General features: G+C 73.4%; 15 protein-coding genes and 1 pseudogene. 11 read left to right on the top strand and 5 right to left on the bottom strand.

Translation table 11 applies throughout. The features are described 5' to 3' along the window. Positions 1-10: 10 nt before the first annotated feature. Both ACGFZW_RS06895 and ACGFZW_RS06890 read right to left on the bottom strand, forming a co-directional pair. Positions 11-1300 carry a helix-turn-helix domain-containing protein gene (locus ACGFZW_RS06895; protein ID WP_393891982.1) on the bottom strand — a complete coding sequence of 430 codons (1290 nt, stop codon included), beginning with the start codon at positions 1298-1300 and terminating at the stop codon, positions 11-13. A 28-nt stretch (positions 1301-1328) separates the two neighbouring features. After that, positions 1329-1475: a hypothetical protein gene (locus tag ACGFZW_RS06890; RefSeq protein WP_393891981.1), complete on the bottom strand. Its 147-nt coding sequence runs from the start codon at positions 1473-1475 to the stop codon at positions 1329-1331. A 291-nt stretch (positions 1476-1766) separates the two neighbouring features. On the opposite strand from ACGFZW_RS06890, the gene ACGFZW_RS06885 reads away from it, so the two are divergent. From ACGFZW_RS06885 to ACGFZW_RS06840, 10 genes and pseudogenes are all read left to right on the top strand, one after another. After that, the gene (locus tag ACGFZW_RS06885; RefSeq protein ID WP_393891980.1) at positions 1767-2741 is read left to right on the top strand and encodes a DUF3068 domain-containing protein; all 975 of its coding nucleotides are present in this window, start codon (positions 1767-1769) and stop codon (positions 2739-2741) included. 436 nt (positions 2742-3177) lie between these two features. Then, positions 3178-4395, top strand: a complete 1218-nt coding sequence (locus ACGFZW_RS06880; RefSeq protein WP_393891979.1) for a glycosyltransferase family 4 protein — start codon at positions 3178-3180, stop codon at positions 4393-4395. A 7-nt stretch (positions 4396-4402) separates the two neighbouring features. After that, positions 4403-5128, top strand: a complete 726-nt coding sequence (locus ACGFZW_RS06875) for a class I SAM-dependent methyltransferase (protein ID WP_393891978.1) — start codon at positions 4403-4405, stop codon at positions 5126-5128. A 49-nt stretch (positions 5129-5177) separates the two neighbouring features. Further along, complete coding sequence (locus ACGFZW_RS06870; RefSeq protein ID WP_393891977.1) at positions 5178-9782, top strand: alpha-(1->3)-arabinofuranosyltransferase family protein; 4605 nt, start codon at positions 5178-5180, stop codon at positions 9780-9782. Then, a complete protein-coding gene (locus ACGFZW_RS06865; RefSeq protein WP_393891976.1) occupies positions 9779-11467 on the top strand; it encodes a condensation protein in 1689 nt (562 codons plus the stop codon). Before ACGFZW_RS06870 ends, ACGFZW_RS06865 begins: the two co-directional genes overlap by 4 nt. Beyond that, positions 11464-12279, top strand: a complete 816-nt coding sequence (locus ACGFZW_RS06860; protein ID WP_393891975.1) for a class I SAM-dependent methyltransferase — start codon at positions 11464-11466, stop codon at positions 12277-12279. The genes ACGFZW_RS06865 and ACGFZW_RS06860 overlap by 4 nt, the downstream gene beginning before the upstream one ends. A gap of 4 nt (positions 12280-12283) precedes the next feature. Next, positions 12284-13366, top strand: a complete 1083-nt coding sequence (locus tag ACGFZW_RS06855) for a DMT family transporter (RefSeq protein WP_393891974.1) — start codon at positions 12284-12286, stop codon at positions 13364-13366. A gap of 17 nt (positions 13367-13383) precedes the next feature. Further along, a pseudogene (locus ACGFZW_RS06850) lies at positions 13384-13590 on the top strand (Trm112 family protein); the annotation flags it as partial. 257 nt (positions 13591-13847) lie between these two features. Then, positions 13848-14657, top strand: coding sequence for an FkbM family methyltransferase (locus tag ACGFZW_RS06845; RefSeq protein ID WP_393891973.1), 810 nt, complete (start codon positions 13848-13850; stop codon positions 14655-14657). After that, positions 14641-15276: a hypothetical protein gene (locus ACGFZW_RS06840; protein WP_393891972.1), complete on the top strand. Its 636-nt coding sequence runs from the start codon at positions 14641-14643 to the stop codon at positions 15274-15276. The genes ACGFZW_RS06845 and ACGFZW_RS06840 overlap by 17 nt, the downstream gene beginning before the upstream one ends. A gap of 89 nt (positions 15277-15365) precedes the next feature. Here ACGFZW_RS06840 and ACGFZW_RS06835 read toward each other — a convergent pair whose 3' ends face one another. Continuing rightward, the gene (locus ACGFZW_RS06835) at positions 15366-16127 is read right to left on the bottom strand and encodes a class I SAM-dependent methyltransferase (protein ID WP_393891971.1); all 762 of its coding nucleotides are present in this window, start codon (positions 16125-16127) and stop codon (positions 15366-15368) included. Positions 16128-16319: 192 nt separating this feature from the next. On the opposite strand from ACGFZW_RS06835, the gene ACGFZW_RS06830 reads away from it, so the two are divergent. Further along, the gene (locus ACGFZW_RS06830; protein ID WP_393891970.1) at positions 16320-17354 is read left to right on the top strand and encodes a rod shape-determining protein; all 1035 of its coding nucleotides are present in this window, start codon (positions 16320-16322) and stop codon (positions 17352-17354) included. Between the two features lie 216 nt (positions 17355-17570). On the opposite strand, the gene ACGFZW_RS06825 is transcribed toward ACGFZW_RS06830, so the two are convergent. Both ACGFZW_RS06825 and trxA read right to left on the bottom strand, forming a co-directional pair. Beyond that, positions 17571-18167, bottom strand: a complete 597-nt coding sequence (locus ACGFZW_RS06825; protein ID WP_393891969.1) for a histidine phosphatase family protein — start codon at positions 18165-18167, stop codon at positions 17571-17573. After that, positions 18164-18556: a thioredoxin gene (trxA, locus tag ACGFZW_RS06820; RefSeq protein WP_393891968.1), complete on the bottom strand. Its 393-nt coding sequence runs from the start codon at positions 18554-18556 to the stop codon at positions 18164-18166. Before trxA ends, ACGFZW_RS06825 begins: the two co-directional genes overlap by 4 nt. Positions 18557-18765 lie beyond the last annotated feature (209 nt).

Below are 18765 nucleotides of genomic sequence, written 5' to 3'. Positions count from 1 at the left end.
CACGGGAGCGTCAGTTCAGCTCTCCGCGCAGCCGCTGGGCCCGCAGGACCAGTTCCAGTTCGAAGCGGCGGTCCGCGTCGTCCATCTCCTCGCCCCATAACTCCTTGATCTGGCGGAGCCGGTAGCGGACGGTCTGCGGGTGGACGCCCAGCCGGGCGGCGACCTCCGGGGCGCCGCCGCGCGTCTCCAGCCAGGCCAGCAGCGTCTCGGCGAGCCGGCGGCCGTGGGTGGGGCCACAGCGGGCGAGCGGGGCGAGCCGACGGCGGCCGAGGTCCTCGATCAGCTCCTCGGGCGGCAGCAGCACCAGCGCCTCGGTGTGCTCGGTGCACTGCAGCAGCTCGCCCGCGGGCAGCAGCCCGCGTTCCATCAGATCGACCGCGGTGCCCGCCCAGCGCAGCGATTTCGCGGCGTCCAGGAGCGGTACGGCGGGCCCGATCGCGCCCGACCAGCCGGCGGCCGCGCGGCGCAGCAACTCACCCCGGCCGGGGGCGTCCGGCTCCGGCACCACCATCCGCGGGCGTTCGCACTCCATGTCCAGCAGCACGTCCGAGGCGACGGCGGGCGCCACCGCCTCCCGGGCCGGGCGCAGCAGGACCGCGACCGCGACCCGCTCCGGCAGCGGCCAGCCGATCCGGGCGGCACGCTCGGCGAGCGCGGGCATCCGGCCGTCCGCGCCGGCGGCGCAGCCTTCCCGGCTCCTGCGCCGCGGGAGGTGCCCTCCGGCCCGCGGTCCCGGCGGGTCCGGTTCCGCGCCACCCGGCTCCGCGAAGAGCTGCTCCATGAGCCGGCGCTGCAGGCGTAATCGCTCCCCGGCCTGGCGGGCCGCGGCCTCGGCGTAGCCCCGTACGGATTCGGCGACGAGACCGTCGAGATATTCGAAGCCCGACTCGGCGAGTTCGTACATCGCGGGGGCCGGGATGGCGACCTCATGGCCGATCTCGGCGAGGCGTCGCCAGGCCAGCCGTACGCCCAGCCGGTACATGGCCTGGAGGGCGTCCAGGCTGCGGCCCTGGATGCCCTCGCCGCGGCCGAAGTCCTGGAAGACCCGGGGGTGGACGTGCGGGCGGTCCAGGCCGGCCGTCAGATGCGCGACGAAGTGCTCCAGGGACTGGCGGATGCCGACCAGCGCGCGGGGCTCGCCGAAGTCATCCGGTACCAGGGGGAGTTGTGGGTACTCGCGGCGGATTTCCCGCAGGATGTCCGCGGCCAGGGTGGGTACTTCCTCCAGCGCCAGGGCGGCGAACTGCCGTACCTGGTAAGGCGGGACGTCCCGCCAGGCGGAGCGGACGGCGGTCACCATGCGAGCGGCCTCCTCAGCATGCCGGCCCCTACTCGCCGGCCCGGTCGAAGGTCACCAGTGGCACGTTCGGCTGCTCGGGTGGAGCCTCCAGTACGGCGACGATGCCGAGCGCGGCGCCGACGGCCAGGGCAGCGGCGGTCAGCGCGGTCAGAGCGGCGGCGAGCATTCGGTGCATGGCGCGGTGAGCCCCTTCGTCGATGCCGGAGAGCGGTCGTCGGTCCCCGTCGAGTTCGGTGCGGCACCCGGCACGGCCCCGGTCGGCCGGGGGGTCCCCCGGCGCCCGGAAGTGATCCGGCTCGGTGCCGCGTTCCCACAGCGCGGCACCACGTCAGTCGTGGTGCCTGCCGAGTGTGGAAGGGCATTGACGCCCTGTCAAGAGTTCCCTTACGTTCCCGGCCCATGGCGCATCAGGTCGCCGCACGTGCACCAGAGCGTGTCTCCCCTCACCGCTTCCAGGAGTGCTCGTATGCGTGAATCCGGTACATCAGGCTCCCCCTCGACGTCGCCCCCGGCACTGATCCTGTGGGGTCTCGGCGTCTTCCTGCTTGTCCTCGCACCCCTGCTGGCCTGGTACGTCACGCCGCGGGCCAAGGTAACCCCGGTCGATGTCGACGCCACCACCGTCTTCACCGGCACCGGCAGCTACTTCGACACCGGGTCGCTGCGGACCAGGGACCGCCAGAAGATCACCATCACCCGGCACGTCCTGGGCGACGTCGCGGCGAGCGAGCGCAGCGGGCGGGCCGTGTGGGACGTCTCCACCACGGTCGACACCCCGCCGACCCTCGCCCTTGAAGATCCGCGCAAGGCGTTCCAGTGGACCACCGAGCGCTGGGTCACCGACCGGCACACCAACGCACCGGTGCACTGCTGCGAGGAGGCCCCGACCCGCTTCGACGGCGAGGCCTACCTCAAGTTCCCCTTCGATGTGCAGCGCAGGACCTACCGCTGGTGGGACAACACGCTGGGGGCGGCCGTCCCCCTCCGCTTCGCCGGGCTGCGGAAGGTCCAGGGGTACCAGGGCTATCGCTTCACGGGGACGGTGCAGGCCACCAGAACCGGCAGCCGACAGGTCCCGGGCCGGCTCGTCGGCCGGCCGGAGCAGGGCCAGATCCAGGCCGAGGAGTGGTACGCCAACTCCGGGATCGAGCTGGTCGTCGAGCAGCGCACCGGCCGGATCATCAATGCCTCGATCTCGCCGCTCAAGACGCTGCGTGCCCCCGGTGCCCGGCGTGCCGCGGTGACGCTGCTGCACGGTGAGGATCTCCGGTTCACGTCGGCGACGCAGCGCGCGCAGGTGGCGCTGGCGAAGGCGGACAGCGACAAGCTCGCACTGGTCGGCCGGACACTTCCGGTGGGCGCCGCGTCGGCGGGCGCGCTGGTGGCCCTGACCGGCCTGGTGCTGGTGGTGCGGGGCAGGCGGCCGACCGGCCGGTCCTGAGCGAAGTGATGAACCATCAGCCCCAGCGGGCGCGGATTTTGTCATTCCGGTGAGTAGCCGCATCGAACAAGGCGGCGAAAACTATCGACCCCACACGCAGACGACCGGCCACACGGTCGGCAGAATTCCGCAGTGCCCGAAGCCGGCCGGTTCCGGAGACCGCCGGTCCCCGGGGCCGGTGCCCCAGGAAGGCCGGTCCCGGTGACCACCGCTCCCGACAGCGGTCAGGCACCGGGCGACGTGGCCACCGCCGCGCGGTGACCACCGGTCGGTACGCCCGCCACGGGCCCACGGCAGCAGCCCCCACTGCTCGCCGCGGAGAGGAACAGCGCGACAGCTCCACACCGCAGCACCTGCCGCAGCACGGCCCCCACGACTCAGCACGCAGTACGTCCCCCACCGCCGGTACCGCACCCTGAGACGAGTTGGAGCACAGATGCCCCAGCACGTACGACCGTCCCTGCCCCCCGCTCCCTCCGCGCCGCCCGTCCCGCTCGCACCACCCTCACCCCTCGCGTCCCCCGCCTCCGGGCCGCCCCCGGTCCCCCGCCGTATCGTCTTCCTCGCCCGCCGCGACCTGGGAAACCCCGCCGCCGGTGGTTCCGAGCTCCTGGTGGACCGGATCGCCGAAGGACTCGCCGCACACGGTGATCACGTCACCCTGCTGTGCGGCGGTCCCGCCTCCCCCGAGCTCTCGGCTCCGCTCCCGAGGGGCGGCACCGCCGGTCGCGGCTACCGCGTGGTGTCCGCGGGCGGCGATGCCGGTCATTTCCTGCGGGTGCCACGCCAGTTCAACCGCCGGGTCGGTGACTGCGACCTGCTGGTCGAGGTGTGCAACGGCATGCCCTACCTCGCGCCGCTCTGGCACCGCGGGCCGACGGTGTGCCTGGTCAACCACGTCCACACGGACCTGTGGAGCATGCGCTATCCGGCGCCGGCCGCCCGGCTGGGCCGCCGCCTGGAGCACTGGGCGCTGGCCGGCACCCACCGCCGCAACCTGATGGTCGCCGTCTCGGGCTCGACCGCGACCGCGCTGCACGGACTGGGCGTGGCACCCGACCGCATCCGCCTGGTCCACAACGGGGTGGAGGAACCGGGCCCGCTCGTGCCCGAGGCGCCGGAGCCGCTCTTCCTCGCCATGGGCAGGCTCGTCGAGTACAAGCGCATCGACCTGCTGCTGCGCCTGTGGGAACGGGTCCGCCCGGTGACCGGCGGACGCCTGGTGATCGTCGGTGACGGCCCTGAGCGGGCGCGGCTGACCGCGATGGCCGGCCCCGACGTCACCTTCACCGGTCACATCTCGGAACGGCGCAAGCACCAACTCCTCTGCTCGGCATGGCTGTTGCTGCACCCCTCACTCGTCGAGGGATGGGGGCTTGTGGTCATGGAGGCCGCCGCCCGGCACACCCCCGCCGTCGGCTTCGACATCCCCGGCCTCCGCGATTCCGTCGACGACGGCGTCACCGGCCTGCTGGCCCGCGGCGAGAGCGCGTTCGCTGCGCACTGGTGTTCCCTCGCACTCAGCGCCCACCGCAGGCATGCCCTGGGAGCCGCCGCCGCACAGCGCGCCGAGCGCTTCCGATGGGGCCACACGGTCCGCAGCTTCCGGGCGGTCGCCGCGGAGGCCCTCCTGCAGACGCTTCCCAGGCGGTGAACTCCCGGTGCGCGACCCTTCCTTGCGCAGGTCCTACACCCTCTTCCGTGCCTTCCTGCGAGAGCAGACCGAGCCGGAGCGCTGCTACGGGCTGCTGGCTCGGGACGCCGCCGACCAGGTCGAGCGGTACGTCCCGCTGAAGGGCGCGGTGGTCGCCGACATCGGCGGCGGCAGCGGGCACTTCACCGACGAGTTCCGGCGTCGCGGCGCGCACGGTTATCTCTTCGAGCCCGACCCGGCCGAGCTCACCGCCCGCGGCCACGCCCCGGAAGGCGCGGTGGTCGCCGACGGCTATCTGCTGCCGCTCGCCGACGGCGCCGCCGACATCTGCTTCTCCTCCAACGTCCTGGAGCATGTCGCCGACCCGCAGACCTTCCTCAGCGAGATGATCCGGGTCACCCGCCCCGGCGGACTGATCTACGTGTCCTTCACCAACTGGCTCTCCCCCTGGGGCGGCCACGAGACCGCGCCCTGGCACTACCTGGGAGCCGAACGGGCCCGTACCCGCTACCGGCGGCGCACCGGCCGGCCGGCCAAGCACACCCTGGGGGAGAACCTCTTCGCCGTGCACGTCGGCCGCACGCTGCGCCAGGTACGGGCACGCGACGACATCGCCGTCGTCTCGGCCCGCTCGCGCTACGCGCCGTTCCTCGCCGAGAGCATTCCCCGTATCCCGGGCGTCCGCGAGGTCGCCACCTGGAACCTTCTCCTCATCCTCCGGCGGCTGCCGTGACCGCGCCCCGCCCGGCGCGCCGGCAGCCCCTCGTCCCCCGGCGGTCACGATGACCCACACCCTCGAACAGTCCATGTCACCGGGCACGCCCGACCCGGGTGGCGCCCCGGCCCCCACCCCGGCCGGTCCACCGCCGGGCGAACCCCGCCGCAGACGCTGGCTGTTCGCCTTCTGGGCGGCCGCCCTTGCGGGCTTCCTCCTGCCCTCGCCGGGGCGGATGACCTTCGAGACGAAGCTCGGCGTGACCACCGCCCCGTGGAAGTTCCTCGGTGACCTCGGGCAGCTGTGGCACGACCGGGCCGGCTTCGGCGGCATCGCCGACCAGTACATCGGCTACGCCTTCCCGACCCTCCCCTATTACGGCCTGGCCGATCTGGCGCGGCTGCCCGTCTGGCTGGCCGAGCGGCTGTGGATGTCGCTGATCGTCACGGTCGCGTTCTGGGGCGCGCTGCGGCTGATGGAACGGCTGCGCGTGGGTGCACCGTCGGCCCGGCTGCCCGCAGCCGCCTGCTACGCCCTGTGGCCCACCTTCACCATCGTCATCGGCTCGACCTCCGCCGCCGCGCTCCCCGGCGCGCTGCTGCCGTGGGTCCTGCTCCCCCTCACCGACCCGCGCCTCTCCACGCGTACGGCCGCGACCCGTTCGGCGCTGCTGATCCCCTTCATGGGCGGCGTCAACGCGGCGACGACGCTGGCGTCGCTGCTGCCCGTCGGCCTCTACCTGCTCTCCCGCACCGGGCCACGGCGGCCGCGGCTGCTCACCTGGTGGATTCCCGGTGTGCTGCTCGCCACGGCCTGGTGGGTGGTTCCGCTCCTTCTGCTGGGGATGCACGGCGAGAACTTCATGCCGTTCATCGAGCAGGCCGACACCACCACGGGCACCATGTCCGCCACGGAACTGCTGCGCGGGGCCGGCAACTGGGTCGGCTACCTCAACTTCGGCGAGCCCTGGCTGCCGGCCGGCTGGACGATGACGTCCAACGCGTTCGCGGTGATGGGCTCGGCGCTGGCCGCCGCTCTCGGCCTCGCGGGGCTCGCCCGCCGGGATCTGCCCGAGCGGCGCTGGCTGCTGCTGACGGTTCTGGCCGTCGCGGTGATCGCACTCGCCGGTTACGACGGAGCGCTCGGCGGCCCGCTGCATGCCGTGTGGCAGGAGTGGCTGAACGGCTGGCTGCGCCCGTTCCGCAACATCTACAAGTTCGCGCCCGGCCTCGCACTGGCGCTCGCGCTGGGGCTGGCACACCTGCTCGCCGCCATCGGGGCACGCCAGGGCGCCCGCCGCCGCGCGCCCGCCCGTCGCCTCTCGCCGCGTCTGCTCCCGCTGCTGACCGCCGTGCTGGTGCTGCCCGCCCTCGCTCTGCCCTTCCTGACCGGCAGCATCCTCCAGCCCGGCGCCTTCACCCGGCTCCCCGCCTACTGGGAACAGACCGCCGGCTGGCTCAAGAGCCACAGTCCGAACGATCGCGCCCTGGTCGTCCCCGCGACCGCACACGGTATCTACACCTGGGGCTCCCCCATCGACGAGCCGCTGGACGTCCTCGCCGATTCGCCCTGGGCGCAGCGCGACTTCGTCCCCTTCGGCACGCCCGGCGCCCGGCGCACCCTGGACGCGGTCGAGCAGGCCCTGCTCACCGGTGCCCAAGTACCGGGCCTGCGCGACTACTTGCACCGGGCCGGGCTCCACGACGTGGTCGTACGCAACGACCTCGACCCGGACCAGATCGGCTATGTCCCGCCGCAGACCGTCAAACGCACCCTGGAAGCCTCCGGCTACCGCAAGGTGGCGTCCTTCGGGCCGCTGACCACCGGCGGCCGCATTCCGGCCGGGGCCCCGCTCCAGATCCAGGGCCTCTACCCCCGCCAGCGCTCCGTGGAGATCTACCGGCCTCGGGACACCCCGAAGCCCGGACCCGTCACCGCCGGAGCCGTCGCGGACACCGCGCAGCTCAGCGGCGGCCCGGAGGCGCTCCTGCAGCTGTCGGCCGATCCGGCGCTGCGCCACCGCCCCACCGTGCTGACCGGGGACCGCCATCCCGGCATCGGCTCCCTGCCGCTCCAGCTGACCGCCGACGGGCTGCGCCGCGCCGACACCCGCTTCGGGCTGGTCAACAGCAACACGTCGTACACCTACACGGCCGGCGAGACGAACCACTCCGACAGCGTCCAGGACCCCGGCCGGCCGCCTCGGCAGATCCTCCCCACGTCCGGACCCGGCCACCAGACCACAGCCGTACTGCGCGGTGCCTCCTCGGTGACCGCCTCCACCAGCGGCAACTGGCTCTTCCACCTCCCGCAGTACGACCCCGTGAACGCCTTCGACGGCAACCCTGACACCGCCTGGGCGGAGGGCAGCGCGGGCGACCCCGTGGGCCAGTGGACCCGGATCGCCTTCACCCGGCCCACCACCCTGCCCGCCGCGCTCTCCCTCACCCCGCTCCCCGGGGACGGGCTGCGCGCCGCCCCCACCTCCGTACGCGTCGAGACCGACCGCGGCAGCGCGGAGAGCCCGCTACGGCCGGACGGAACGAAGCAGCAGGTCAAGGCCCCCGCGGGCACGGCGACATGGCTGAAGGTCACCATTCTCGGCTCGCAGACCCCACGCGCCGGCCTCTCCGGCGCCGGCTTCTCGGAGATCTCCGTCCCCGGGGTCCAGGTCACCCGGCTGCTGCAACTTCCCACCGACGCACAGAAGTCCGACGCCGCCGTCACGAGCTACTCGCTGCACCGCGGCAGCGACCCCGGCGGCCTGTCGCCGGTCTCCGCCGAGGTGGGGCTGCACCGCCAGTTCCGGACCGGCGCGGACGCGCCCTACGTCGTCTCCGGCAAGGCGCTCGCCGTGCCCGGCCCGGAACTCGACCGGCTCCTCGACCGGACGGCGCCCGAGCAGAAGGACCGGATCACCGCCACCGCCGATTCCACGAGCTTCGGCTTCGGCCGGTCGCTCAGCCCCCGCAACCTCGTCGACGGTGATCTGACGACGGCCTGGATCGCGGGCGACCGGCCCACCCTGCATCTGCGCTGGCCCGGCCGGAAGAAGGTCGACCAGATCGTGCTGGCCGCGGCCGGCGGGGTCTCCACCCGCCCCGAGCAGATCCTCATCAACTCCCCCGACGGGGCCGCCACCGCCGGCGTCGACGAGAACGGGCAGGCCCGCTTCGATCCGATCACCACCGACCGCCTGGACATCACCATCAGCAAGGTCAAACCGCTGACCCTGCACAACCCGGTCGCCGGCCAGGCCCTTCAGCTGCCCGTCGGTCTCAGCGAGGTCTACCTTCCGGCGCTGGAGAAGTACCGCACTCCGCGGCCCGCGGCCGGCAAGCGGTTCACCCTCGGCTGCGGCCAGGGCCCGGCCCTCGCCGTCGACGGCACCCTGCACGCCACCAAGGCATCCGGATACGTCCGCGACCTCACCGAACGCCGCCCGGTCGATGTGGAGTTGTGTGCCGGCGAGGCCCGCGACGGCCGCCTGGAACTGCCCGCAGGCCGCCACCGCGTGGAAGCCGGCGACCAGGGCCCGCTTGCGCTGACGGACATCACGCTGACCACGGGCGGGGGCAACGGGGCGGACGGGTACGCGGGGAGCGGTGCCGACGCGGGTGCGGGCTCGGGTGCCGACTCGGGCTCGGGTGCCGACTCGGGCTCTGGCCCGGGCAGGAGCTCCTCCGCGAGCGCCGCCTCCGCCCGGCCGGTCACCGCCGAAATCTGGTCCGGGGATCGCCGTTCCGTCGCCGTGGGGTCCGGCCCGGCCGCCTACCTCCAGATGCACGAGAACGCCAATGACGGCTGGCACGCCACCCTCAACGGCCAGGAACTGACGCCGCTCCGCGTGGACGGCTGGCAGCAGGCATTCCTCGTCCCGGCCGGCGCCGGCGGCACCGTGAAACTGGCCTACCGACCGGCCACCACCTACGAACTCGGGTTGTTCGGGGGCGCGCTGGGTGTGCTGCTGCTACTCGCCTCCGCCCTGATCCGCCGCACCCCCCGCACGCCGCCCCCGGCCATCCCCACACCACCTGAAGCCTCCTGGCTCGTGGGCACGCTCGCCCTGACCGCGGTGGTGGCCCTGGCAGCCGGCCCGTACGCCCTGGTCGTGCCGGTACTGGCGGTCCTCGCCCGCCGACGGCCCGAACTACTCGTCCCACTCGCCCTCTTGGCCATGCTCGGCGCGGGCATCACCGCGGCCCTCGGCGCCGGCGAGCCCGTCGCCGCCGATCGGGGTGCCTTCAGCAGCACGGCACAGGCCCTGGCCCTCCTTGCGCTCGCGGCAGCGGTCGTGACCGTACCCCCGCGACGGGAAACCACCGGCGCGCTACGGGCGAGCCGGGGGACAGCGTCACCATCGGCGCCCGCCGCGCCTGCGTCCCCGTCGTCGCCCTCTTCGGGCCCTTCGGGACCGGCGGCCTCGTCCGCGTCACCTCCGTTGCCTCGCCGCCGACCCGGGACGGCAGCCTCCGCTGAGGCCGACGGAGCGGGTGCCGGTCCTGTGGTCGACGCGCCGGGTCGCGCGGTCGCGGGAAACGCCGCGGTCGAGGCCGGTCGACCGATCATGGCCTGCGGGCGATCACAGGGCGGCGGGCCGAAATGGGCCGAGCACCGTCGCAGGAACCGCCTCGGCCGACCCGACGACAGCGGGGAGGAGACCACCCGATGACCGCACTGGAACCGGCTCGGCACCAGCCGTCCGGCGAGCCGTCCGATGACCGCCTGCACCGGCCCATGGACGCCCCGAGCGACCGGCAGGACGACAGCTCCGGCCCGGCTCGCGCGCCCGCGGTCGGCCGCGTCCCCTTCCCCGTCGTCGACGAGATCGCCCGCCACTGTCTGCAGGACGACGAGCCGGAGACCGTACATATCGAGGTGCACCTCCCCGGCCGGATCGACCACGCCAGGATCCGCACCGCCTTCCACCAGGCGCTCGCGCGTCACCCCCGCATCCTGATGCGGCAGGCCCCCGTCCGCTGGTGGCGACGCCGCTACGCGTGGCAGCTCACCGCCACCCCCGACACCGACCCGGTCCTCTTCCCGCCCCCCACCGCCGACGCCCTCGCGCAGGCCAGGCGACGCGCGCTCGTCAGCTGCCCGCCGCTGGACACCTCACCGCCCGTACGGCTGGAGGTGATCGAACGGTCGGGCGGGGCCGGCGGAACCGTCCTGCTGCTCACCATCAATCACACGGCACTGGACGGCCCGGCCTGCCTGCGCGTCCTGGCCACCGCCGCCGAACTGTACGGCGGCGCGGACAACTCCCCTGCCCCACCACCCGTACGCCCCCACGGAGCCGGACCAGGCATCGACCCCACCCCGCCCGGCTCCCCACTACCCGCCCGGCGCGCCTTTTCCCGTCCGGCCCGCATCGCCGCCGATCACGGCGTTGGGCAAGGGGACGGGCACGCGCCCGGGTACGCCGCTGACGGAGCCGGCGACAACTCCGCACTCAGCCCTGCCCCCGACCCTGCCCCCGGTCAGGGCGTCGTGGCGGACAGCGAGGGCACCGGCAGCGGCACCGAGCGAGCCGACCACGGCAACCACAAGGCCGCCGGCGGTCACCGCCACAACGGCAACGGCATGCTGATCGTGGAGTTGCCCGTGCCGGCCCGTCCACCGCGTGTCGACGGCCGGGCGCCCTACACCGTCAACGACCAACTCCTCGTCGCCACCTGCCTGACAGTCGCCCGCTGGAACCGGCTGCACGCCAGCCCCACCTCCCCCGTCGTCGTCACCATGCCCGTCGACGACCGGCCACGCGGCACGGATATGCCCATCGGCAACGGCACCCGGCTGGTCTCCGTCGGCTTCGGCCCCGAGGAGCACCGGGACGCCGAGCTCCTGTGTGCCAACCCGCCCGACCCCGACGCGGTGACCCGGCTGCTGCGCCGTACGGCGTCCCGCACCCGAGCCCTCAAGTCGGCCTCCGGCTCGCAACTCGGCCTGGCGGGAACGCTGCTGACGGCCCCGGTCCTGCCCGTCGGGCTTCGAGCGGCCGCCACTCGCGCCCTGCGCACCGCTGCCGCGCCCTGGACCTCCACCACCCTGCTCTCCAACATCGGCCGCATCGCCTACCCCCTGGATTTCGGTGACGGGGGCCGTCCCACCGCGGTGTGGTTCTCCGCACCGGCCCGAATGCCACGGGGGCTGACCGTCACGACGGTCTCCGTCGGCGGCCGCATCCAGCTCGCGCTGCGCTGGTCGCACGCCCTCTTGGACGACACGGCCGGCGCGCGCCTGGGCGCCCTCTTCGCCAACTCCCTCGCGGCCACCTCCTGGACCGGTCCTTCGCCCGAGGCCCCGCCGCCACCGCTCTCTCCCGCCCCTCCGGCCGAAGGAGACGCCCCATGACCCGGCCGCCCGATACCCGCTCCGCCGGGAGCCCGGCCGGGCCGTCGAGGCCCGGTGACACGAGCCGCCGGGGCACAGGCGCCCCGCCGGACGGACTGCGCGACTTCTACGAGAATCCGGCCGTACCGGTCGCGTCGGGCGACGCGCGGAGCAGGCGCCAAGCGCTGCTGCTGGCGCACGCCCTGGGGGCCGTACGCTCCGGGGCGCCGGCAGCCACCATCCTCGACATCGGCTGTGGAGACGGCACCGCGGCGGCCACCGCCGCGGAGGTCCTCGCCGGTCACCGTCTGATCGGCGTCGACTGGTCGCAGGACGCCCTGCGCCGCGCCGCGACCCGTATTCCCTGCGCGGTGCGCGGCGAACTGAGCGACGGCGGACTGCCGTTCGCTTCCGGGGCCGCCGACGCCGTGCTGTTCAGCGAGGTCGTCGAACACCTCATCGACCCCGACGCCGCGCTCGACGAACTGCACCGCGTCCTGCGTCCCGGCGGCCATCTGATGCTGTCCACCCCCAATCTCGCCGCCTGGTACAACCGCGGTCTGCTGCTCGCGGGAGTGCAGCCCGTCTTCTCGGAAGTCAGCATGCGACGTATCCACGGCCGCCCCGGCACCCAGGTCGTCGGCCACCTGCGCCTCTATACCGCTCGCGCGCTGCGCGGCTTCCTCACCGCGTCCGGCTTCGAGGTCGTACAGATCGCCGGGGCTCCGTACCACGACGTGCCGCGCCCGCTCCGCCCTCTCGACCGCGCGGCCTGCCGCGTCCCGTCCCTGGCCTCCATCCTGCTCGCGCATGCCCGCCGGAGAAGGGAGTAGGGCGATGCTGTGGTGGGGCGTGGCGTCCGCTCTGCTCGCCAACGTCCTGTACAGCACCGGCTTCGTGCTGGAGAAGCGCGCGCTGTCCACACTGCCCGCGCTGAGTACCCGCCGGCCCGCCCGGGTCGTCCGCCACCTCCTCGGCAGCCCGCTGTGGATCGGCGGCTCGCTCGCCCTGGCTGCCGGTTTCGCCGCTCAACTCGCCGTCTACCGCACCCTCCCCATCGCCGCGGCCCAGGGAATTTTCGTCTCGGGCCTGGTCCTGCTGCTTGTGCTCTCCTCGGTCGTGCTGGGTGAACGGACCAGCGGACGGGAGCGGCGCAGCATCCTTGCGATCCTCGTCGCGCTGGTGATGGTCGTGTCCTCGCTCCGGAGCGACGACGCGACGGCCATCGCCCGCACCGCGCCATCCGCGACGCTGCTCGCCGTCGCCGTACCGGCCCTGGCCGCGGGCCTGTTGCTGTACGGCTCGGCAGAACGCCGCGCCAGGCGCCGCCACCGCCTGCCGACCGCGGGCGTCCCCTACGGCGTGGCCGTCGGCCTCCTTTACGGGGTCAGCTCGTTGGCCATCAAGGGCGTCGCCGGGCTGCTCACCACCCGGGACATCCCCGGCGCGGCCGCGGAACTCCTCCGCTCGCCGTATCCCTACCTCCTCCTCTTCACGGGAGCCACCGGCCTGGTCCTGTCCCAGACCGCCCTGCAACGCTGCCGCGCCTCCGTGATCGTCCCCGTCTGCTCCACCGTCACCTGCGTCTTCACGACCGCGTTCGGCACCTTCACCTTCGGCGAACCCCTGCCCGACGACCCGCTGCCCCTCACGCTGCGCCTGGGTGGCACCGGCGTGGCCGTCGCCGTCCTGCTCGCCCTGCCCCGCCACGACACCCCCGACGCCCCGGGCCCTGCCACACACCCCGACCCGGCACCGCTCCGGGCGCCGGCCCCTTCCTCGGCCCCGACTCCAGCCCCGGATGCCAGCACGGCACCGCCACCTTCCCCGTTCCAGCCCCCGAGCAGGCCCCCGCCCCCTTCCGCATCCCCGTCCACCACCGCATCCACTTCCCCGACCGCCTCCCCTCCCCGCCGCTGACACAGAGGAGTTGAGCCATGAAGCCCGATGACCCGCTGCTGAAGATCCTCGCCTGCCCGCTCGACAAGGGACCGCTGTCCCTGCTCGCCGACGACGAGGTGCTCTACAACCCCCGGCTGCGCCGCCGCTATCCGCTACTCGACGGCATCCCCCAGCTGCTCCCGTCCTCCGGCGTGCAGGTCACCGACGCCGAGCACGAACGCATCCTGCGCCACCTCGCGGAGTCCGGTGCCCCGGCACCCGATGCGACATCCGCCGCCTGCCCGGCACCGCTCACCGGCGAGGCCCCCGCCGCCGCCACCGGCACGGTCTCCCCCGCCGACACGGCGACCGCCCCGGCACATGACCAGCCTGCCGAATCGGGCACCCTCCCCGCGGCAGCGGCCACCGAACACCCCACCGCAGATGCCGGACAGCAGCCCCCCAGCCCCGGACGAGCGACGCCGGGCCCAGGGCGCCCCGCCGAGCGGGAGCCGCGGTCGTGACGCTCGCCTCTCGGGTCGGCCCCAGGCTGCCGCCCCGGATGGTGTCCGCCCTGGCGACCGGGCTCTATCCGCGGTTCGAACCGGAACTGCGCCGCCTGGCCGACTTCTGCCCGCCGGGCGGCACGGCGGTGGACGTCGGCGGGTGGTACGGGCCGTGGACCCGGCGGCTGGCCCGTCGCGCCGCGCGGGTGGTCACCATCGAGCCCGTGCCCCACCTGGCCCGACTGATCGACTCCGTCACACCGGCGCATGTCGAGGTCGTCTCCGCCGCGGCCACCGACCACACCGGCCGCGTCACCCTCTGGCTGCCCCCCGACGGCCGGGGCGACCGCGGGGTCTCCTCGCTCGTACGCCGTGAGCTGCACGGCGCCGCCCTCGACGTGCCGTGCCTTCCCCTGGACGCGCTGGACCTGGCGTCCGTCACCCTCATCAAGATCGACGTGGACGGCGGGGAGCTCGGCGTGCTGCGCGGTGCCGCACGCACCGTCGCACGCGAACGCCCGGCGCTGTTCATCGAGTTGGAGACCCGGATCCAGCCCCTCACGCCCGTCCTGGACTGGACGGCCCGCCACGGCTATCGCGGCTGGGTCCTGCCGCACGACCACTGGCTGCCGCTGGCCGACTTCGATCTGCCCGCTCATCAGTCCCGCACCTCCCACGTCGCCGAACACGGCCTCCTCCGCCGCTCGCTCGCCCCGCACCGCCGCTACGTCAATTCGGTACTTTTCCTCCCCGACGGCAACCGCCCCGGACCCCCTGGAACCGGCACCGTCCACGACGATGTCCATCATGAACCGCACCACTGACAACGCCCCGCCACCAGGCTCCGACGGCCCCTCCGGCCTGCCGGGGCCGGTCGCCTTCCAGCTCGTGCTGCTGCGCCGGATGGCCGACCACCAGCCCGGCCTCGTCGAGGACGCGTTGCGGGAGCTCGACGTCTCCCGCGCGGATCTGCGCGAGGCCAACCGCCGCTGGCAGGCCCGGATGCACGCACCGCGGGCAGCGGGCGTGCAGCCCTACCGCGCGCTGCTCGGCACGCCCGAGAGCGTCGCCACCCGGCAGCTGGGGGATCTGACCTGCAAGGCGCTGACCTGGCCCGTTCCGCTCTGGCCCGATCTGCGGTTCGAGGTGCTCACGGCCGGCCGGGGCACCGTTTGGAACGCCTGGCTCGTCCGCGCACCCGGGGCCGCCGCCCCGGACCTCCGTACGACCGCGGACCTCACCCCCTGGTCCTGCACGGTCGACGAGGTCGCCCGCGCCTTTCCACCCGCCCGCCCGATGGAGGGCAGCGCCCCCACCCGATGGCGCCTGGCCTGCACCGTCCCCGACCCCGGCGCAGGCTCGGGCGGCGGCCCCGGGACGCCCGAACCGCACGCCGCGATCGCCGAATTCACCTGGGGCCTGTTCCAGAGGCGGGTGGACTGAAGTCGCCACTCCGGGATGCCCGCAGGGTTCGGCCCGTCAGCTGCTGACAGGCCGACGGGCCACAGGGCCGTGTGAATGGCGACGTACCGTCAGGGACGGGCCACCACCAGCAGGTCCACCAGGTAACACTCCTCCACCCTCTCGTCCGGGAAGACCTTCCGCAGACGAGTGCGCTCCTCTTCGAGGAAAGCGCGCGCCCCGGCTTCGCCGAGTACGAGAAAGGCCGAGTGGCTGCCGATATCGGCGAGCTGCGTGTCGAGCGGGACGACGCGGCTCCAGCACACATGACGACGTTCCGGAGCCAGCCCCGAGAGGCCCGAGAGCCGGGCCGCGCGCAGGTCGTCCGGGCGCGACCTGAAAGTCGGCGGCACCCCGCAGTGACGGGCGATGCGCTCGTGCTGTTCGGCGATCCAGGGCACGTCGAAGACATCGATGTTCCGCCAGACCGCGAGCGAGCCGCCCGGCCGCAGCACGCGCAGCGCCTCGGGGACCGACCGCCGGGTGTCCGTCCAGTGCCAGGACTGCGCGTAGGTGACCAGGTCGTGGGAGGCATCGGCGAGGGGCAGCGCGTTGCCGTCGCCCCGGACGATCGGCACGCCGGGAAGCGCGCGGCGGAATCCGGCCGCCATGCCGTCTCCGGGCTCGACCGCGACGACGTGGGCGCCGCGCTCCCGTAAGAGGGCGGTGGCGATGCCGGTACCGGCCCCGATGTCGGCCACTTGGGCGCGCCAAGGGCGTCCCGCCAGTTCCTCGATGGCGTCCAGGGCGGCGGGCGGGTATGAAGGGCGGGTATGAAGGGCGGTTGGCGGCGTACCGGGCGGCGGCCGTGTTGAAGGAATGAGCGCGCTCATGGGCAGTCATCCGTCCCTCCTCGCCCTCGCGCCCCCGCCGACACCCGAACGGCTCTGTCCGCACGTCCCCCTGGCCGGTACCCCGAGCGGCCCTGCTCAACAGGCAGCTGACGGTCCGTGCCCGCAGGGTTGGGGATGAGTCGTTATTTGCATGCGCACCGTCCACACCGACCTACCGGGGAGGAATCATCCATGACCAACAGCCTCGCCCAATTGCGGCGCTGCTCGGTCGCAGTCGACCTCGGCGCGGCCCGGACCAGGGTGTATGTCAAGAACCAGGGGCTCCTCGTCGATGAGCCGACCGTCGCGGCGGTCAATATCCGTACCGGCGCGATGCTCGCCGTCGGCTCTCAGGCCGAGGTGATGGACGGCCGGACCCCCGACTACATCCGCGTGGTGCGCCCGGTCATCGGGGGGACCGTCGTGGACATCGACATGGCCCAGCGTCTGCTGCGCCATCTGGTCGGTAACAAGCTGCGCAAGACCTGGCGACGGCGGCCCTCGATGCGGGCCGCGGTCGCTCTCCCCTACGGCAGCGAGCCCCTCTCCCAGCGGGCGGCCGTGGAGACGCTCACCGGAGTGGGCGCCCGCCGGGTGGAGCTGGTGGACACCCTGATCGCGGCGGCGGTCGGCTGCGGGCTTCCGGTGGAGCAGCCGGAGGCGACCATGATCGTGGTGTGCGGCGCCGGGACCACGCAGGTCGCGGTGCTCTCCCTCGGATCGATCGTGGCGGCGGAAACCGTCCCCGTCGGGGGCAACGCCATCGACGACGCCGTGGTCCAGCACCTGCGCCTGCATCACGAGCTGATGCTGCCGAGCCCCCAGGGCGTACGCCCCCTGCACCTGATGCTCTCCGGCGATGGCGATCTGCCCCCCGGTACGACGGAGGTGCACGGCCGTGATGTCACCAGCGGCCTGGCCCGGTCGGTGTGTGTCGACACCGAGCAGGTGCGGGAGGCCATCGCGACGCCCCTGACCTCGATCCTCGACGGCATCGGGGCGGTACTCCGCCGCTGCCCGCCGGACCTGGTGGCCGACCTCGGCGAGCGCGGCATCATGCTCGCGGGCGGCAGCGCCCTGATCCCCGGCCTGCAGCCGATGATTCACCAGGCCACCACCATGCCGGTGCACATCGCCGACCGCCCGGGGACGTGTGCCGTATTCGGTCTGGGCGCCATGATCGAAGGCAAGGTGCAGCCGCTGCACCTCGACCCGATGTCCCGGTAGAGCCGCCGGACCGACGGAGCCCTCGGCCCCGCCGCGGCCGGACCACCGGCGCGCCGCAGCCGGCAGCCACCGCCCGCGGGCCGGCGCCCGCAGGACCCCGGCCGCGCCGCAGCCCCGCCGTCCCGCCCGTTCCGCCGACGCTTCGACCTGCGGGATCGGCGGGGCACACCGGTCCGATGACGGGGGCCGCAGGTCGCATACCGACCCGCCGGGTCCTCAAAGACTCCGGGCGTTCCAGGCGACCACCGCGGGGCGGCCGTGCTCGGTGCCGAGGACGCCGACCGCCCCGGTCCCGAAGGTGAACATCCCACCCGCCTCGGGCGGCAGCCCGAGCCTGCGGGCGGTCAGCACACGCAGGAAGTGGGCGTGCGCCACCAGCGCCACATCGCCCTCACCGGACTCCAGCGACGACGCGATCCGCGCCAGCACCCGATCGGCGCGCGCCCCGACCTGCTCGGGCGACTCGCCCGGGTGCTCGTCGGGGCCTGCGGCGACGCCGTCGGTGAACAGATACCAGTCGGGACGGCTGCGGTGGATCTCGGCGGTGGAGATCCCCTCGTAGCCGCCGTAGTCCCATTCCCGCAGGTCCGCATCGATCTGCGGCTGTTCAAGGCCGGCCAGCTCCGCGGTGCGCAGCGCCCGCGCCATGGGGCTCGCCCAGACCTGGCCGATCTTCCGGCCGGCCAGCAGCGGGCGCAGTGCGCGGGCCTGCTCCTGACCGTTGGCGGTGAGCGGAAGATCGGTCCAGCTGGTGTGCGCGCCGTCCCGGCTCCACTCGGTCTCGCCGTGCCGGATCAGCAGGAGCTCGTTCACTCGCCCTGCGCCTGCTGTCCCTGTCCCTCGTCCTGCTGGGCCTCGACCGACGCACGGACCTCGTCCATGTCCAGACCGCGGGCCTGGCCGATGACGTCCTCCAGGGCCTCCTCCGGGAGCGCCCCGGGCTGGGCGAACACCGCGATGTTGTCGCGGACGATCATCAGGGTCGGAATGGACTGGATCTGGAAGGCGGAGGCCAGCTCGGGCTGCGCCTCGGTGTCGACCTTCGCGAAGATCAGGTCGTCGTGCTTGTCGGACGACCGCTCGAAAACCGGGCTGAACTGCTTGCAGGGGCCACACCACTCGGCCCAGAAGTCGATCAGTACGAAATCGCTGCCGGAGACGATCTCGTCGAAGTTTTCCTTGGTGAGCTCTACGGTGCTCATGCGTGCTTCCCTGCTTCCGGTCTGTCGTGTATATCCAAAATGCTGCCCAGCTGCGGTAACGGGGGGACCCCCGAGACCTATTCCGCATGCCGAACCATCCCGCTCCCCTGCCCACCGAACGCAGTCCTAGACATACGAATCCCTGTCGGAATTCGCCTGCCCGGGAGGGACCACCGGAACAGCGGAACGCAGGTCACCCGGCTTGCGTG

Origin of the sequence: Streptomyces sp. NPDC048248, from assembly GCF_043201875.1 — a bacterium.
Taxonomy (GTDB): domain Bacteria; phylum Actinomycetota; class Actinomycetes; order Streptomycetales; family Streptomycetaceae; genus Streptomyces.
This window is presented reverse-complemented; position numbering and strand designations above follow the sequence as displayed.

Bases quoted from the DNA above. Each gene is read 5' to 3' on its own strand.
- ACGFZW_RS06865 (WP_393891976.1), top strand. From the start codon at position 9,779: ATGACCGCACTGGAACCGGCTCGGCACCAGCCGTCCGGCGAGCCGTCC.
- ACGFZW_RS06835 (WP_393891971.1), bottom strand. From the start codon at position 16,127: ATGAGCGCGCTCATTCCTTCAACACGGCCGCCGCCCGGTACGCCGCCA.
- ACGFZW_RS06885 (WP_393891980.1), top strand. From the start codon at position 1,767: ATGCGTGAATCCGGTACATCAGGCTCCCCCTCGACGTCGCCCCCGGCA.
- ACGFZW_RS06880 (WP_393891979.1), top strand. From the start codon at position 3,178: ATGCCCCAGCACGTACGACCGTCCCTGCCCCCCGCTCCCTCCGCGCCG.
- ACGFZW_RS06860 (WP_393891975.1), top strand. From the start codon at position 11,464: ATGACCCGGCCGCCCGATACCCGCTCCGCCGGGAGCCCGGCCGGGCCG.
- ACGFZW_RS06895 (WP_393891982.1), bottom strand. From the start codon at position 1,300: ATGGTGACCGCCGTCCGCTCCGCCTGGCGGGACGTCCCGCCTTACCAG.
- ACGFZW_RS06840 (WP_393891972.1), top strand. From the start codon at position 14,641: ATGAACCGCACCACTGACAACGCCCCGCCACCAGGCTCCGACGGCCCC.
- ACGFZW_RS06830 (WP_393891970.1), top strand. From the start codon at position 16,320: ATGACCAACAGCCTCGCCCAATTGCGGCGCTGCTCGGTCGCAGTCGAC.
- ACGFZW_RS06855 (WP_393891974.1), top strand. From the start codon at position 12,284: ATGCTGTGGTGGGGCGTGGCGTCCGCTCTGCTCGCCAACGTCCTGTAC.
- ACGFZW_RS06870 (WP_393891977.1), top strand. From the start codon at position 5,178: ATGACCCACACCCTCGAACAGTCCATGTCACCGGGCACGCCCGACCCG.
- ACGFZW_RS06890 (WP_393891981.1), bottom strand. From the start codon at position 1,475: ATGCACCGAATGCTCGCCGCCGCTCTGACCGCGCTGACCGCCGCTGCC.
- trxA (WP_393891968.1), bottom strand. From the start codon at position 18,556: ATGAGCACCGTAGAGCTCACCAAGGAAAACTTCGACGAGATCGTCTCC.